This is a genomic window from Shewanella sp. SG44-2 (assembly GCF_014164215.1).
Lineage (GTDB): Bacteria > Pseudomonadota > Gammaproteobacteria > Enterobacterales > Shewanellaceae > Shewanella > Shewanella frigidimarina.
Map to the genome: position 1 here is coordinate 247,191 of NZ_JACJEU010000003.1, position 16,701 is coordinate 263,891.

15 protein-coding genes are annotated in these 16,701 nt (G+C 42.0%); 10 read left to right on the forward strand and 5 right to left on the reverse strand.

Annotated features, from left to right (window positions below; all coding sequences use genetic code 11):
- Nucleotides 1–26: 26 nt before the first annotated feature.
- The 4 genes from H5181_RS03900 (at nucleotide 27) to H5181_RS03915 (ending at nucleotide 6,854) form a co-directional block, all read left to right on the forward strand.
- Nucleotides 27–1,883 (forward strand): VWA domain-containing protein, encoded by a 1,857-nt coding sequence (locus tag H5181_RS03900; RefSeq protein WP_182750262.1) that lies wholly within the window; start codon nucleotides 27–29, stop codon nucleotides 1,881–1,883.
- A 21-nt stretch (nucleotides 1,884–1,904) separates the two neighbouring features.
- On the forward strand, nucleotides 1,905–2,522 hold the full coding sequence (locus H5181_RS03905; RefSeq protein WP_164839198.1) for a sigma-70 family RNA polymerase sigma factor: 618 nt from the start codon (nucleotides 1,905–1,907) through the stop codon (nucleotides 2,520–2,522).
- Complete coding sequence (locus H5181_RS03910) at nucleotides 2,519–3,367, forward strand: hypothetical protein (protein ID WP_182750263.1); 849 nt, start codon at nucleotides 2,519–2,521, stop codon at nucleotides 3,365–3,367. The genes H5181_RS03905 and H5181_RS03910 overlap by 4 nt, the downstream gene beginning before the upstream one ends.
- A gap of 202 nt (nucleotides 3,368–3,569) precedes the next feature.
- Complete coding sequence (locus tag H5181_RS03915; RefSeq protein WP_182750264.1) at nucleotides 3,570–6,854, forward strand: S41 family peptidase; 3,285 nt, start codon at nucleotides 3,570–3,572, stop codon at nucleotides 6,852–6,854.
- 97 nt (nucleotides 6,855–6,951) lie between these two features.
- On the opposite strand, the gene H5181_RS03920 is transcribed toward H5181_RS03915, so the two are convergent.
- The gene (locus H5181_RS03920; RefSeq protein ID WP_011636555.1) at nucleotides 6,952–7,389 is read right to left on the reverse strand and encodes an OsmC family protein; all 438 of its coding nucleotides are present in this window, start codon (nucleotides 7,387–7,389) and stop codon (nucleotides 6,952–6,954) included.
- Nucleotides 7,390–7,664: 275 nt separating this feature from the next.
- Between H5181_RS03920 and H5181_RS03925 the strand changes: the two genes are divergently transcribed.
- A complete protein-coding gene (locus tag H5181_RS03925) occupies nucleotides 7,665–7,940 on the forward strand; it encodes a hypothetical protein (protein WP_123884292.1) in 276 nt (91 codons plus the stop codon).
- A gap of 103 nt (nucleotides 7,941–8,043) precedes the next feature.
- Here H5181_RS03925 and H5181_RS03930 read toward each other — a convergent pair whose 3' ends face one another.
- Nucleotides 8,044–8,694 carry a DsbA family oxidoreductase gene (locus H5181_RS03930; RefSeq protein ID WP_011636557.1) on the reverse strand — a complete coding sequence of 217 codons (651 nt, stop codon included), beginning with the start codon at nucleotides 8,692–8,694 and terminating at the stop codon, nucleotides 8,044–8,046.
- A gap of 424 nt (nucleotides 8,695–9,118) precedes the next feature.
- Here H5181_RS03930 and hpf point away from each other — a divergent pair, with 424 nt between their 5' ends.
- The gene (hpf, locus tag H5181_RS03935) at nucleotides 9,119–9,475 is read left to right on the forward strand and encodes a ribosome hibernation-promoting factor, HPF/YfiA family (RefSeq protein WP_011636558.1); all 357 of its coding nucleotides are present in this window, start codon (nucleotides 9,119–9,121) and stop codon (nucleotides 9,473–9,475) included.
- A 313-nt stretch (nucleotides 9,476–9,788) separates the two neighbouring features.
- Here hpf and H5181_RS03940 read toward each other — a convergent pair whose 3' ends face one another.
- Both H5181_RS03940 and H5181_RS03945 read right to left on the reverse strand, forming a co-directional pair.
- A complete protein-coding gene (locus H5181_RS03940; RefSeq protein ID WP_123884291.1) occupies nucleotides 9,789–10,862 on the reverse strand; it encodes a GGDEF domain-containing protein in 1,074 nt (357 codons plus the stop codon).
- 416 nt (nucleotides 10,863–11,278) lie between these two features.
- A complete protein-coding gene (locus H5181_RS03945) occupies nucleotides 11,279–12,004 on the reverse strand; it encodes a YebC/PmpR family DNA-binding transcriptional regulator (protein ID WP_011636560.1) in 726 nt (241 codons plus the stop codon).
- Nucleotides 12,005–12,612: 608 nt separating this feature from the next.
- On the opposite strand from H5181_RS03945, the gene H5181_RS03950 reads away from it, so the two are divergent.
- On the forward strand, nucleotides 12,613–12,870 hold the full coding sequence (locus H5181_RS03950; protein WP_123777116.1) for a TIGR02922 family protein: 258 nt from the start codon (nucleotides 12,613–12,615) through the stop codon (nucleotides 12,868–12,870).
- An 87-nt stretch (nucleotides 12,871–12,957) separates the two neighbouring features.
- Here the strand turns inward: H5181_RS03950 and H5181_RS03955 are convergent, their stop codons facing one another.
- Nucleotides 12,958–13,554, reverse strand: a complete 597-nt coding sequence (locus H5181_RS03955) for a TetR/AcrR family transcriptional regulator (protein WP_011636562.1) — start codon at nucleotides 13,552–13,554, stop codon at nucleotides 12,958–12,960.
- Nucleotides 13,555–13,699: 145 nt separating this feature from the next.
- Between H5181_RS03955 and H5181_RS03960 the strand changes: the two genes are divergently transcribed.
- The 3 genes from H5181_RS03960 (at nucleotide 13,700) to H5181_RS03970 (ending at nucleotide 16,698) form a co-directional block, all read left to right on the forward strand.
- Nucleotides 13,700–14,743: an alkene reductase gene (locus H5181_RS03960; RefSeq protein ID WP_011636563.1), complete on the forward strand. Its 1,044-nt coding sequence runs from the start codon at nucleotides 13,700–13,702 to the stop codon at nucleotides 14,741–14,743.
- Between the two features lie 240 nt (nucleotides 14,744–14,983).
- Nucleotides 14,984–16,306, forward strand: a complete 1,323-nt coding sequence (locus H5181_RS03965; protein WP_259396936.1) for a leucine-rich repeat-containing protein kinase family protein — start codon at nucleotides 14,984–14,986, stop codon at nucleotides 16,304–16,306.
- 200 nt (nucleotides 16,307–16,506) lie between these two features.
- Entirely contained in the window at nucleotides 16,507–16,698 is a 192-nt protein-coding gene (locus H5181_RS03970; protein WP_011636565.1) for a ribbon-helix-helix domain-containing protein, read from the forward strand.
- Nucleotides 16,699–16,701: the final 3 nt, after the last annotated feature.

Sequence of the window (16,701 nt, forward strand, 5' to 3'; positions counted from 1 at the left end):
TCAGTCGATAGATTAGAGGAATAACCATGAACAATACCCATAAACAACTCACTCGCAGCGCCTTAGCCATCGTTATTAGTGCGATTATTGTCAGTGGTTGTGCGCAAGAATCCAAAGACAGTGCGAAACAAAGTCAGCCCCAATCTACTTCTAAAAATCAGCCCGCTTCTAAAATTCAATCCGCGAGTAAAACGGATTCATCTGCACAAGTGCGTCCCGAGTTATCTGAGGTAGCAGGCTTAGTGATGGCGTCTGAGCCACAGGCTGACTTATACCAAGGCTCAAAGGAGCTACCTCGCAGTGCTAAAGTCATGACATCGTCAATGGCGCAGCGTATTGTGAGTTCTCAGCATGTTAGCGTAAGTGATCGCAATTTCTCTTTGGCACCAACGACTAATGATAAGTTTGAGTCGGTAGTGCAAAACGGCAATATGGTTGCTGGCGAAACACCGGTATCGACATTTTCAATTGATGTTGATACTGGCAGTTACAGCACTACGCGCAGATTAATCAATCAAGGCCAACTACCGACTAAGAATACCGTTAGGGTAGAAGAGTTAGTCAATTACTTCAGCTATGACTACCCAGTACCGACAAATACTGAGCAGCCATTTAGTGTCAATACTGAATTAGCACCATCACCTTACAATGCAGATACTCAGTTATTACGTATTGGCCTTAAAGGGTTTGATGTTGCGCCTGATAAGCTTGGCGCAAGTAACTTGGTGTTATTACTTGATGTGTCAGGCTCTATGTCGTCTGCTAATAAATTGCCATTATTGAAACAAGCCATGCTAATGCTGAGTCAGCAATTATCGGCGCAAGATAAAGTATCGACTGTGGTGTACGCCGGTGCCAGCGGTGTGGTGCTTGACGGTGTCGCAGGTAATGACTTTACCGCCATTAAAACAGCCCTAAGTCAGTTAAACGCGCAAGGTGGCACTAACGGTAGCCAAGGTATTCAGTTGGCGTATCAATTAGCGCAAAAGCACTTTATCGAAAACGGCATTAACCGAGTCATATTAGCCACCGACGGTGACTTTAACTTGGGAATGACAGATCATCAGCAATTGGTCGATTTCGTTGCCAGTCGAAGCAAAAAGGGTATTGGCTTATCAACACTTGGTTTTGGACTAGGTTCAGGTTCTGCCAGTTACAACGACCATTTGTTGGAGCAATTATCCAATAAAGCTAACGGACAATATGCCTTTATCGACACCTTAAATGAAGCACGAAAAGTGCTGGTTGATCAACTTAGTGCCACACTGTTAACCATTGCTCACGATGTTAAAGTGCAAATTGAGTTTAACCCTGCGGTGGTGTCTGAGTATCGACTGATTGGTTACGAAAACCGCTTGTTAAATCGCAGTGATTTTAATAACGATGCCGTTGATGCGGGCGAAATTGGTGCGGGTCATACTGTTACTGCATTATATGAAATTCGTTATAACGACAGCCATAATCGCCTAGTTGATCCGCTGCGTTATACCGCCACAGAATCGACGCAAATAGATGATGCTAAAGTTCATCCATATGCCGCAAATGAAGTGGCTTATTTAAAGCTGCGTTATAAAGCGATTGGCGAACAAGACAGTCAATTAATCACTTACCCCATTAACCGTGAGCAGCAGTTAACGCATTTACACCAAGCCAGTGACGATTTTAGATTTGCTGCGGCAGTTGCAGGTTTTGGTCAGCTGCTTAACCAGAATAATTATGTCCACGATACTGATTATGCTAAGTTAATTACACTTGCTGAGTCTGCAATGGGCCAAGACCGTTTTGGCTATCGCCATGAGTTTGTGCAAATGTTAAAAACTGCAAGTGTACTCGATAAGCAGGTTTTGATGACTGAAGCTGAAACTCGTTGGGTTAGCCAATAAATGCGTCACAAAAAGGATAAAATGGTGCCAACATCAATACACCCTAAGGATGAGTCGTTAATTCCTCAAGTGGGAAGTGACGAGCAACTGATGCTCGACTACCAAGCCGGCGACGTACGCGCGTTCGAAGCCTTATACCTTAAACACAAAGGCCCTTTGTACCGATATTTTGTGCGTCAATTACATGACCAGCAGCTAGCCGAAGATTTGTATCAAGATACCTGGGGTAAGGTGATTAATGCGGCGAAGCAATATCAAGTCACGGCTAAATTCACCACTTGGTTATATAAAATTGCCCATAATTTATTGATTGACCACGTGCGAGCCGTTAAGCCTCTCGATAAGGTTACCCCGCTTGGTGAAGATGAAACCATGGACAGCTTACAAGCCGACGATCAAGCTTCGCCCGAGCCACAAGTTGAGCAGCAGCAACAAGCCGATATGATGAAGGGTTGCATTGCTAAGTTACCCGCAGTGCAAAAAGAGGCTTTTTTACTCAACATTGAAATGGGCATGACCGCCGCCATGATAAGCGACATTGCCAATGTGACTTTAGAAGCAACTAAAAGTCGTATTCGTTATGCTTATCAGAGTATTAAGCAATGTATTGCTAATCAAAGGCAGGAGACAACATTATGAGTCAGCAACAAGATCATGATGCAGAGTTCACTGCATTACAAACTGAAATCAAAGATGCTTATCATCAACAACCATTAGAGCAACCCTCTGCAGAACTTGATGAAGCCATATTAGCCAAGGCGCGTTCGGGGGTTAACGTCACTAAAGTGAGTTCAACTAAAAAATCAATCTGGCAACGCAATGCTTGGGTGTACTCAAGTGCTGCCTCAGTGTTGCTGGTGGCGGGATTATTTATATTAAATCCAAGTTTGCAAAAACACCTTGGCACAGACTCGGAACAAAGCGTACCTGCTCAGCAGTCATCATTTAAGCAGGTCAAATCGACATCGGATGTACCTAAAGTAACAGAATCACCAGTTGAAGATGCCACAGCCGCAGAATCGATTGCCGTACAGGGATTGTCGATGAGTTCAGCGCCAATGAATAGTGAACGTGTTAATCGTGATGTAGTCAGTGAAGCATCTGATAACAATCGGTCTGATAGCAACGGAACCATTGAATCTCAAATGGCAGATAAATCGTCCGCGGTAATGAGTGCCGCGCCAGCACCTGCCAAAGTAAATGCAGAAGCACAAAAGAAAGCATTAGAGCTGCAATCACGTAGCCATGACAAGGAGGTGCAACAAGTGAAACAGTCATTTAATGGTTCGTTAAAAGGTGACATTGAGTTAGATACTGCTGATGTTGCTTTGGCTCGTTTAAAAGTATTAATGGCCGACAATAAACTGATTCAGGCTGAGCGTTATATGATCACCATCGATCAACGCTTCCCTGAGCTATCAGAACCGTCGCATCCACTTTATGAGCAATACCATAAAATTGTACTGCAACTGACTTCGCAGTAAGCAAAATACCAGAACAGTAAGACGGTAAAATACCAACGGCTAAGCAATTATTGCTTAGCCGTTTTTGTTTCCTGTAGAGCTTAGTTACATTTTTGTACTGCAACAATTGGCATAACTCTGATAACGTGAATCAATCAATAAAAATAGCCTACTCGATAACGCGTTATCTCTATTTATCGACTTTATAAGGAAGCTCCTCACCATGAAACTTCGTCGCTCCGTTGCGCATTGTATGTTGGCACTAGGCACTTTAGCGTGTTCATCAATGATATTCGCCAACGCCTCAAATCAAGGTTATTACCGTGCCCCAGCCTTAAACGATCAAACCTTAGTGTTTACTGCCGAAGGCGATCTTTGGACTAAGCAACTCAATCAAACCAAAGCCAGCCGCTTAACCAGTTTGGCCGCAGAAGAGTTAGACGCAACTATTTCTAAAGACGGTAAATGGGTGGCATATACTGCCAATTATGAAGGCGCAACCGAAGTGTATGTGATGCCAATTGCAGGCGGCGTAGCTAAACGTGTGAGCTTTGAAAACAGCCGAGTACGTCTGCAAGGCTGGACAGCGTCTGGCGAAGTATTGTATTCAACCGACAATGCCTTTGGCCCGGCTAACTTTTGGGTGCTTAAAACCGTTGACCCACAATCCTTAACCATTACCGATTTACCGTTAGCTGACGCAGTCGAAGGCACCATTGATGATAAAGGTGAATATGTTTATTTTACCCAATTTGGTCTGCAAGTTAGCGGCGACAATGTCAAAGTGTATCGCGGCGGCGCCAAAGGCGAAATTTGGCGTTATAAGTTAGGCAGTAAACAAGAAGCGCAGCAGTTAACCAGCGCCCATGAAGGCTCGGTTAAACAGCCAATGCTATGGAACCAGCGTGTTTACTTTGTCAGTGACCAATCAGGCAATGACAACATTTGGTCAATGACACTTGATGGCAAAGACATTAAACAACATACTCAATACAGCGACTGGCAAGTGCGTGACGCCCAGCTTAATAATGGCCGTATTATATTTCAGCAGGGCGCCGACATTAAGTTGCTTAACTTAGCCGATCTTGCAGAATCTACAGTAGCCATCGAGCTTACCAGCGACTTTACTCATCGCCGTGAGCAGTGGGTTAACGACCCAATGGATTACGCCACCTCGACAGTATTTTCTCATCAAGGCGATAACGTAGTAGTAACAGCCCGTAGCCATGTAGCTATTGCCAGCAACGATGGTCGTCGTTTAGTGCAAATAGATTCACCCGCCGATAGTCGTGTACGCGATGCATTGTTAAGTGATGACGGCAAATGGGTTTATGGCATTAGCGATGCGTCTGGCGAACAAGAAATTTGGCAATATCCTGCCGATGGTTCTGCTGGTGCTAAGCAGCTCACTAAAGATGGCAGCACCTTACGCACCAGCTTGTCGTTATCTCCCAATGGCCGTTATTTAGTGCATGACGATTACATGGGCAATGTATGGTTACTTGATTTAAGCCGCAACAATAACCAAAAAATCATTCAAAATGGCGAGGGTTTAGGCCCTTACCAAGACATAAAATGGTCTGGCGACAGTCAATTTATTGTGCTAACCAAGGCTGAAATTGGCAAACAACGTCCGCAAATTGTGTTGTATTCCATTAACGAATCAAAATCACAAACCTTGACCACAGACAAATACGAGTCGTTTTCTCCTAGCTTTAGTCACGATGGTAAATGGTTGTATTTCTTGTCTAACCGCGAATTTAAAGCTAATCCTGGCTCGCCTTGGGGCGACCGCAACATGGGACCTATTTTTGACAAACGCACCCAAGTATTTGCCTTAGCGTTAGATGCTAAAGCGTCTTTTCCGTTTGCCAAACCAACCGAGCTTACCGTTAACAAAGACGCAAAAAAAGCTGACAGTAAAGACCAAGACACCCCAGCAAAAGTCAAAGTAGAGTGGGACGGATTAAACCAACGCTTATGGCAAGTGCCAGTTGATGCAGGTAACTACAATAGCTTAACCGCAACCAAAGATAAGCTGTATTTATTAGATGGCAGCCAAGATAAAAGCGAGCTAAAACTGATTAAGTTTGACCCGCTCAATATTAAAGTCGACACCTTCAGCGAAGATGTCGGCCAATATTCGTTATCAAAAGATGGCAGTAAAATCATGCTGCGCAAACAGTCTGATCCTAAAAGCCTTATGATTGTCGATGCCGGCGACAAACTTCCCAGCGATGTATCGCGCGCTAAAGTCAGCACCGACCAATGGCAATTAAGTATTTCGCCGCAGCAAGAATGGCAACAAATTTTTGAAGACGCGTGGTTAATGCATCGCGATTCGTTTTTTGATCCAAAAATGCGCGGCGTAGATTGGCAAGCAGCTAAAGCTAAATATCAACCTTTGGTAGACAGACTGACCGATCGTAATGAGCTGAATGATATTTTCACCCAAATGATGGGTGAACTGAACTCATTACATTCACAAGTTCGCGGTGGCGATATTGCCCAAGATGCCGATGCAGCCAAAGCCGCTGCATTAGGGGCAAGGCTGACACAAACCGATAGAGGTGTGGTGATAAGCCATATTTATCAAACAGACCCAGAGTTACCGTTGTCGGCATCCCCATTGGCACGCATTGAGGTTGATGCGAAAGAAGGCGATGTGATTGCGAGCATCAATGGCAAGAAAATCACTAACATTGCCGATGTAACTCAACTGCTGCGAAATCAAGGCAACAAGCAAGTGTTGCTCGGTTTAGTCCGTGGTAAAACAGCCATCAATACCATAGTGACTCCCCATGATATTGGTACCGATGCCAAGCTGCGTTACCTTGATTGGGTTGAGCATAACGGCGACAAAGTGGCCAAAGCCTCTAAAGGGAATATTGGTTATTTACACTTATATGCCATGGGCAGCGGTGATGTCGAAAGCTTTGCTCGCGAGTTTTATACTAATTACGACAAAGACGGTTTAATCATCGATGTTCGCCGCAATCGTGGTGGCAATATCGACAGCTGGATTATCGAAAAACTGTTACGCCGAGCGTGGGCATTTTGGCAGCCAACGCATGGCAGCACAAACGCAAACATGCAACAAACCTTCAGAGGCCATTTGGTTGTGTTGGCTGATCAAATGACCTACTCAGATGGTGAGACTTTTTCTGCCGGAATTAGAGCGCTAAACATTGCGCCTATTATCGGTAAGCAAACTGCGGGCGCTGGAGTGTGGTTATCGGGTCGCAATTCGGTGACCGATAAAGGCATGGCACGAGTGGCAGAATACCCACAATATGCCATCGATGGCCGTTGGGTTGTTGAAGGCCACGGGGTTGAGCCAGACATTGAAGTTGATAACTTACCTTATGCCACTTTTAGCGGTAAAGATGCACAACTTGATGCTGCTATCAGTTATTTGAAAGATGAACTAATACAACAACCTATTGCTCCATTACAAGGCTTATCAATGCCTGACATTGGCCCTGCAGCCGACATAAAAGCGAAGTAACCTCATATTGAGTTAAGTTGAACCCCCAATAAAAAAGCCTCCTCTCAAGCGTAATAATGAGAGGGGGCTTTTTAATCATGTAAAACTGTAAAAAATCTTACTGCTTTATTTCAACTTCACATGCTAATGAGTTAGCAATAAAGCAATTTGCATGGGCTTTTTCATGTATCTTCGCTAACGTTTCTTCGTCAACTTCAATCCCTTCTGCAAACGTCACATTAGGTGCTAATGTCATCTTAACCACAGCGACTTTACCCGCCTCATTTTTACCTAAATCAGCAGTGGCATTATCAACATAACTGGCAACAGGTAGCCGCTTTAAATGGGCAATCGCTAAAAAGGTCAGCATGTGGCATGAGGACAGAGCCGCAAGTAAGCTTTCTTCTGGATTCACTTTATCAGCATTACCTTTGTATTCAGGCGCAGATGACGCTTGAATCGTTTGCCCAGTGCCAAATTTAACCTCATGATCGCGATTAAATTCACCTTCCTCACTTGGTGAAGACTGCCAATTTACCGTTAATTTAAAGCCCATTTTGTACTCCCCAAACCACATAGACGTGGTGTTTATAACAACTTAATTTAGCGTGAATTACTCTGAAAATCGGTCACTCACCAAACGGTAACACATCTCTATAGATTCAACACCAAGCGTACCCTAATGTCCATTAATTTGACCCAAATAGTCAAACTGAAACGACCACTAAATGTGGCGAAATCGATACAAACAATGTTGATAAAGCCTTATCCATTAATGCGATTTAAATATCTTTTGAATCATGCTTTTATATATGTTTTCGTTATTTATCTATGAGTTTTCAAACAACGGAATACTATCTATTTGTAATGAATGCGTATGTGCTGTGTTATGTCATTTACCACGTCGATATTACGTTAGCTGCTGGTGATAATGAATTTAAAATCGCGACAACAGATTGGTCGACAATTGACTTCGGCGCAATAGTCGGTGATGACGCTGTGACTGAAGGGCTGTTGAAAACCTTAGTGAAAAAAGGTGCCAACATGCATTTTAATGTCACAATCGCCAGTACCTATCGCTTTACGGTGACAGGCCCAAGTACTTAGACGCCAACCTTATTAGTTACCAAGTTGAACTAGGTTTAAGTGGTTGTCTCGTAAAAAACAAAACCCAGCTTAGGCTGGGTTTTGTGTGTTTCTTCAAAGCGGCTTATGCTGCTTCAGCGAGCAGTTTGGTAATCAATTCTGCAATAGTGTCGGGGTCTTGTGCGCCAGAGACTAAATATTGTTGATTAAACACAATGGCAGGCACGGCTTGAATTCCGCGGCTGATCCACAATTGCTCTTCTTCTTTTACTGCAGTTTCAAAGCGTTTGTCGCTGAGCACTGCACGTGCCTCAGCAGCATCTAAGCCAACCTTTGTAGCTGCTTCAATGAGTACTTCAATGTCATCTGGGTTTTTCTGCTCAGTAAAATAACTGCTAAACAGCGCCAATTTCAAGTCAGTTTGCTTACCCGTCTCTGCAGCCCAATACAGTAGCTGGTGGGCCAGTAGCGTGTTGTAAATACGTGATGAGTCGGAAAAGTTAAATTCAAAACCTAAATCGGCCCCCATTTGGGTTAATCGCTGACGGTTTTGTGCGCTTTGCTCTGGTGTTGAACCGTATTTTTCTGCAATGTGTTCCCCTAAATGCTGACCCTCTGATCCCATTGCTGGATTTAGCTCAAACGGATGCCACTGCAATTTAACCTCTAAATCGTCAAATTTGCTCAATGCTTGTTCAAGTCGGCGATAACCGACAATGCACCATGGGCACATTACGTCTGAAATAATGTCAATTTGGATCTGATTAGTAGCCATGAATGTTCCTGTTAATGATTAATTCGACTTAATTTAGTTAAGTCTACAAAAATAAAATGGGTATAGTTGCTTATAAATTAACTGCTTTTAGCGGTTAATTGATTGGTTTACCATCACTTGTGTAAACAACACAAAAGTTGCAACCTTTGGGACTAAATTGTGTCTATACTTAACCAGTAATCTGATGTTTAATCAATGTAAGGGGTAGGTCAATTAGATATACCCCATGCACGTTTATTAATGGTATTGCTGGTAAAGTATACAAACAGATATAAAACACATTATAGGTTTGAGTACTTGTGATACAAAGCACATGCCGATGTCTAAATATGTCAGCCTGCATTTGTACAACAACACTATTTATGTCAGCATGCAGTTGTAATACGCAATAAATTTGGCAAGTAAATTCTTTTAAGGACAATCTATGAAAATAAATCTTTCTGGTCACCATGTTGATGTTACTGATACTGTCAAACAACACGTAGATGAAAAATTCGCTAAAATAGCTAGCCATTTCCCGACGCTTATCTCGCTAGATATCATCATTGCTAAAGAGCATGGTGAATATGATGTTGAAATTAGAACTAACTATGAAGGAACTCGCATTGCTGCTAAAGGTACTGACTTAGTCATGTATCCCGCTATCACGAGCGCCGCTAAAAAATTAGATGCGGCACTAAAGCATCGTAAAGGTCAATTAAAAGCAGACTTACATGAAAAACCAGATGTAACTGCACCTGAAATCGCTTACGAAAAAGTGCAAGAAATGGACTTACGTTAAGCATCGTCGTTTATATAACGATACCCAAAAACGCAGCCTAGGCTGCGTTTTTTTGTTCAAGCGTCATAATAACTAACCTTGTCCAGTCATAATAACCTAGCAACTCAAGCTTGCTTCGACTTGCTAGAACGTTGCATTGCTAAAAAGCTAAGCGCAGTAAAGCATCAATACGTTCGCTGCAGCTTGTTAAGTTTGTAAAGCCTCTGCGTTATCTTTGTATAGAGTCTAGCCGCGAAGCGTTCTAGCATTTAGCTGTTATTTTGGGATATAAAACAGCAATAACATTTATGTGATGGACAATACTCCAGTCGGCTCAAAGGTCGATAGATGTTGTTTGCTGTGGATACACTTGGTTTCTGCCATTCTTTTTCGCTTGATACAAATTTCTGTCGGCATTGTTGATAAGTTCATCAATATTTTGATCATCGGTTAATTGTGAAATGCCAATACTGATGGTTAGGCTAATCTCGTGTTTAAGAAAATGCACCTTATGATGGTGTACGTTAGTACGAATTTTTTCTGCAATGACAGAAGCTTGCTCAGCCGAGGTTTGCGGCAGAATAAACAGAAACTCTTCGCCTCCCCAGCGTGCGACACAATCTTGCTGCCTCACACTCTGTTTAAACACCTGCGATAACTCAGTAAGCACCATATCGCCGCAATTGTGGCCGTATTTATCATTGACCATTTTAAAATGATCAAGATCGCAGAGCAAAACAGATAATGGTTCGTTGTTTCGTGAAATTCTTGATTTTTCCTGCTGTAAAATGGTTAACGCATTACGTCGGTTAGCCAGTGTCGTTAATGGATCAGATAATGCGAGTTGTTGATATTTTTTACCGAGCTTCAGCGCACTATTGTAGGATAACATTCTTGAATATTCATATAACGCGGAGAGGAAGGTAGTGGTTAAAAATGACAATATTAACCGGACTTTAAACTCAGTTGAGTAAGTTGCATATTGAGGCATCTCTATCGGTGAAAACATAATAATAGCGATAATACTCAAGAAAAATAGCAGGTTAACCAGACCATAACTTAATCCCAGTACATAAACGGAAACTGGCGCCACAATAAATATCCACAATGGACCTGTTTGTTCCACCCCGCCAGTAAAGACTAAGTAGAACATCAGTATATATAACGAGTAAATGATAATAAAAGAGCTCAGGTTAAGCTTGTTGTATTTTTTGAGTACAATGTAAGCCAAACAGTAAATGATGCTGGAGACAAATAGAGTGATGGTTAATACATTATTACTGTTAAATAAGCTTATTACGCCCATCACAAAAGTCATCGACATTCCGACTAATGAAAACAGAGATATAACGCGAGCCTGCTGAAGTTCTCCGTTACTTTTACTTTCATTTTTAATGAATGTTAGCAATGGGCCATCCTTTAAATGCTTCGTGCCGATATGTCGTTAGAATTGATTTGAGTGATGTTTGATATTCAAAAAGAACTTGTATAAAGAATATTATTTAGAGTGACATGAATTAAGCTTTTATCCAATGATCTTTTTAACATGCCCAATTTAACATGCTTAAAGTAATCAAAGCGGTAACATCGGTAAGGGTGATAACCTCGAATGCATTGCTGACAAAGTGTTCGACTGTTGAACTTTTAATCTTTCAGATTCATCGCTTTTATAGAATCTATCCGCGAAGCGTCCTAGTGTTTAGCTTGTGAATGTTTAGGTTGTGGATATTGAGAGTGACAAAATGACGTGACGGCTTTGATAGAAACAAGCTGCAAAGCGTTCTAGCACTTAGGCTTAGAACGCTTTAACAGCCTTAGTTTGAGTTATTCTTCGTCGTTAATGTCTGCATTGTGGTAAACGTTCTGAACGTCATCACAATCATCAAGAGCCGCTAAGAACTTTTCAAAACTTTCAATATCTTCACCAGTAAGTTCAGTCATTGTTTGTGGCACAAATGCTAAATTCTCTACCTTAAAGTCTATCTCTGGAAAGGCTTCAGTTAACACAGTGCGCGCATTGTTAAACTCAGATACGGGTGCAAATACGCTAATGATGCCATCTTCTAGCTCTACATCGGCAACGTCGACGTCGGCCATCATAAGCAATTCAAGAATGGCTTCATCGTCTTCACCTTCAAACACAAAAACTGCTTGATGTTCGAACATATGGCCAACAGTACCAGGGCTACCTAACTTGGCATCATTTTTAACAAATGCTTGGCGAACCTGAGTAAATGTGCGATTACCGTTGTCTGTTAAGCAGTCAACAATCACCATACAGCCGCCAGGACCAAAACCTTCATAGCGGGCGGTATCATAATCTTCACCACCACCACCACGAGCTTTTTCAATGGCACGTTCAATTACGTGTGCTGGAACTTGATCTTTCTTCGCGCGGGCAATCAAGCTACGTAGTGCTAGGTTGCCATCTGGGTCGACGCCACCTTTAGCGCAAATATAAATCTCTTTACCGTAACGTGAGTAAATTCGTGTCTTTTGGCCAGCGGTTTTCGCCATGGACTCTTTTTTATTTTGATATGCTCTGCCCATCTTAATCTCGTTTTATTAAATGTTTAAAGGCTAAAAATTGTCACCGATTCTAGCAGGAATAAGTTGTGCTGTTTAGGTGCTGGTTCTAAATTTTGCATAAATAACCTTGTAGCAAAATAATAAAAGGTTATCAAACAGTCCTTTGCCCTAGTCACTAGGTTGCATTCACGTACAATAGATCTGCAATTGCCAAGTAAATTGGTGTTGTTTATAAGGCAACAAAAACGTTTGCGATGACCCACGTGAAATCGTCTGACTTTTTGCGTTGGCCTATTTCTCATCCCGAGATGAGGTTTAATAGGCTTGTTTACAGTGTAAATACTGCATAATAAAGCGCTAGCACCTCGCACTTACAGGACATAAGTATTCATATTTACACATCAGTTGTGTTAAGTTTATGTGCTAAGAGCATTAAATCGATAATACAATTTAACAGTGTATTATCGTATAAAGCCGAAATATAAAAATAAGAGAAACGACTTCTCTATTGGGTGAACTCAATAGAGAAAGTCCATTGTTTAATCCTTTTACCCTGAGATGTATTGATGAGTTAGATGATCAATATCATTTCTAAACTTAATCAGTATGTTAGAAATGAGAGTCCGAATATGAAATCTGAATCTGCTGAAGGTCAAACGTCAAATACGACGGTGACTATTTTGTATTACGAAGCCCCTGTTGGTTTAGAAATGCATAATGCTGTGATGACCGATCTGCAAATCAGCCAAACTGGGCGTGTAATGATCCCTGAATCATTTCGTCGAGGTAAATCTATTATTGCGGTATTAGAAGGCGAGTGCAAAATACTTAACTCACTGGGTGAACGTGTTTACTCACAACGAGTTATGAGCAAATTAGAAAATTAAATGAAGCTCAAGTAAAAAAAGACACGTGAAGTGTCTTTTTTTTTGTAATTTTTAACATGTGGGCATTTATCACGCGAGTTAGCTGTACTATTTTACCGGCTCACAGCGTAGTAAATCAGCTAACAGTTTATCTGCTAAAGGCTGTAATACTTGCTCATTAGGCTGAGTGTGAGCCACTGTTCGTAAACCGTATATTCCCATCACTAAATACTGCGCTAAAAATTGACTGTCGCTGTCCTGTGCTATCAGCTTCTGCGCTTTTGCTGTATCGAACACCATTGCAAGTGACTGGTGCCATAGCTGTAAAAACTGGCAAGTCATTTGTTTTATTTGTTCATCTTGCTCGCCCATTTCACTGAGTGACTTGGTCAGTAAACACGCCTGGGTAGCATCACAGCTTAAACATTCTTGTACGATTAGCGCTAAATAAGCACCTAAGTTGTCGACTGCTGATCGGTCATTGGCAAACAATTGCTGAAACTGTTCATTACGATCTTGTTGGTATTGCTCAATAGCAGCAATAAATAAGCCTTTTTTATTATCAAAGGCACAGTAAATTGACCCCGGATGTAGCCCCGTTGCTTTAGTGAGATCTTGCATGCTGGTTTTAGCGTATCCATTCACTAAAAAGGTGCTCATAGCAGCACGTAAAACCGTTTCTCTATCAAATTCAGCGTGTCTCATATCTGGTCACTTCTGGTCAACAACAAAGCGTGATAACTCATAACGCTCGAGTCTAACTACATTTGATCGATTATTCAAAAATTACTTGAATGTGTATTCAATTAAGATTAATCTTGAATGTATATTCAAGAAAGGAGATCGTCACATGACGGCAAGTTTATTTACACCATACAAACTCAATGACACCCTAACATTATCAAACAAGATTTTAATGGCACCATTAACGCGTTGTATGGCGGATGATGATCTTGTTCCTACTCAAGCTATTGCAGACTATTATGCTCGCCGTGCTGAAGCGGGTTTGATTATCAGTGAAGCGACAATTATTCGTCCAGATGCACAAGGCTATCCAAATACCCCTGGTTTATTTACTCCAGCTCAAATTGACGGCTGGCGCGTAGTGACCGATGCGGTGCACAAAAATGACGGCAAAATTTTTGCTCAGCTTTGGCACACAGGTCGTGTAGCACATCCACACTTTTTTGATGGTGGCGACGTATTATCTGCTTCTGCACAAGCTGTTGAAGGTACTGTGCCTAGAATGCGCGAATTAGTTTACCAAACGCCAAAGGCTGCCACGTTAGATGATATTAAGCAGTTAGTTGTTGATTATGCTCAAGCAGCTGCAAATGCGATTGATGCTGGTTTTGATGGTGTCGAGATTCATGGTGCTAATGGTTATTTAATTGATCAATTCTTACATCATGACAGTAACCGTCGTGAGGACGAATACGGCCAAACCCCTGAAAACATGTCACGTTTTGCTTTAGAAGTGGTTGACGCTATTGTTGCCAGAATTGGCGCAGATCGCACCGCTATTCGCGTTTCTCCAGGTGCCTATTTCAATATGGCTACCGATCCACGCGACCGTGACGTGTTTGACTACTTGTTACCTGAGTTAGCTAAACGCAATTTAGCATTTTTACATGGCGGTATTTTTGACGATTCAATGCAGTTTGATTACTTAGGTGGCAGCATATCGACCTACCTACGCAGTGTTTACACTGGCACCTTAGTGGGTGTAGGTAGCTACACCGCCGAAACGGGCAGTGCAGCCATTACCGACAACAAGTTTGATTTGTTGGCTATTGGCCGTCCATTTATTGCTAATCCAGATTATGTGGCAAAAGTACGTGATGGCGGCGAATTAGTGGCATACGCCGATACCATGTTAACGGAATTGATTTAACCTAGTTTGTTGTTTTACGTTACTGATTTCAGCAGAGGTTAGTAAAACGTAGTTTGTAGGAATCCATTTCTAAGCAGTATTTTCTATGTTAGAAATGGCGCTAAAGTCATCAACCCCAATTTTTGTTTTTTAGCATCCGTCTTGGCCACAGCTTTTGCTGTGGTCTTTTTTTTGGCAGAAATTTGTCTCAGTGAGTGCACTCTATTACTATGTCGACAATTTTCGGCAAAGAGAAACATGATGCAAACACTGCAACAATTAAATGATGGTTTGTTACTGGGTTATCAACGAGTCAATATCGCAGAACAACTGACGGAGTTTCCTGTAAAACTGTTTGAGTTAGCCGATACTCTAGAAGTACTCGATCTTAGCAATAACCAATTATCGTCATTGCCCGATAACTTTGCTGACTTGCATCAACTCAAAATCTTGTTTGTGTCGAATAACCTATTTGAACATCTACCAGCCGTATTAGGCCAGTGTCCAAAGCTCGAAATGATAGGTTTTAAAGCCAATCAAATTCGCACCGTACCCGAAACATCCATTCCAAAGCAAACTCGTTGGTTAATATTAACCGATAACCACATTGAGCAGTTGCCAGACAGTTTAGGTCAGTGTCATCGTCTGGAAAAACTCGCGTTAGCGGGTAACCGATTAACCGCACTGCCTAATAGTATGGCTAATTGTCATCAATTGGCTCTTATCCGTTTATCGGCTAACCAGCTTACCGCCTTACCATATTGGTTATTTGAGCTACCTAACTTAGCCTGGTTGGCTTTTGCAGGTAACGCGTTTAGTCATGTAGAACATTGCGATAATACTCGCGTACCTATAGTGCCATTAACCCAGTTTACGTTAGGTCTGTTACTCGGGCAGGGCGCATCTGGATTAATTTATCAAGCAACTCACCATACAGAAAGCTCAGTTGACACAAGCTTTAGCAGCGACGCTGATGTCGCAATTAAATTGTTTAAGGGCATGGTAACCAGTGATGGTTATCCAGCAGATGAGCTTGATTGTTGCTTAACCGCTGGCGAGCACCCTAATTTGATTAATGTGGTGGCACAAATTAATCAACCAGAACAACTGGGTTTAGTGATGCAACTTATTCCGCCAAGCTACGGCAATTTAGGTTTACCGCCGTCGTTGCAAACCTGTAGCCGTGACACTTTTGAAGCGCAAACGGTATTTACCTGGGCGCGCATTACTCATATTGCTAGCCAAATGGCTGATATTTTGGCTCACTTACACCAAAATGGTATAAGCCATGGTGATATTTATGCCCACAATATCATGATAAATACCCACGATAACGTGCTGTTTGGTGATTTTGGCGCCGCCTCAAATTTAAAGCAGTTCACCCCACAGCATTTGCAATTAATGCAAGCTATTGAGATTAGGGCGTTTGGTTATTTGGTCGATGACATGCTAAACCTCATCGATAACCCAGACACACCACAAGCGGCAATGTTGCGCCAGTTAGTGCAAGATTGCTTGCAGCACAGTTCATCAACCAGACCGACTTTTAAAGCGCTGTTACCACGTTTAGCGAGCATTGCTTAACAGCTAAACACACTCGGGCTAGGGCATCATTAGGTTTAACCAGCCTAGTTGTTTCTTAGCTCGAGTAAATGGTTTTAGTTAATAGCTCTAATGAACAGCTCAAGTGAATCGTTCTGCGAATAAAAAATACTGAATATGGTCTTTAGCTACACACTACATTATAATCAAATTATCATGTCGTAATGAAAGGCTAGCCCACTGTGGAAAATAAAACTGCACGTTTTACTGTATTAATGGACCCGCTAAAAAAGCAGGCATTTGAACAACTGTGTGCTGCGCAAGATCTCACCCCATCACAAGTCACCCGTCAGCTTATTCGCGAATACCTCGAAAAGCATGATGTGAGCTTTGGTGACAATCAAAGTCGCCCTAATCCACAAGTAAAAAGCTAAGCT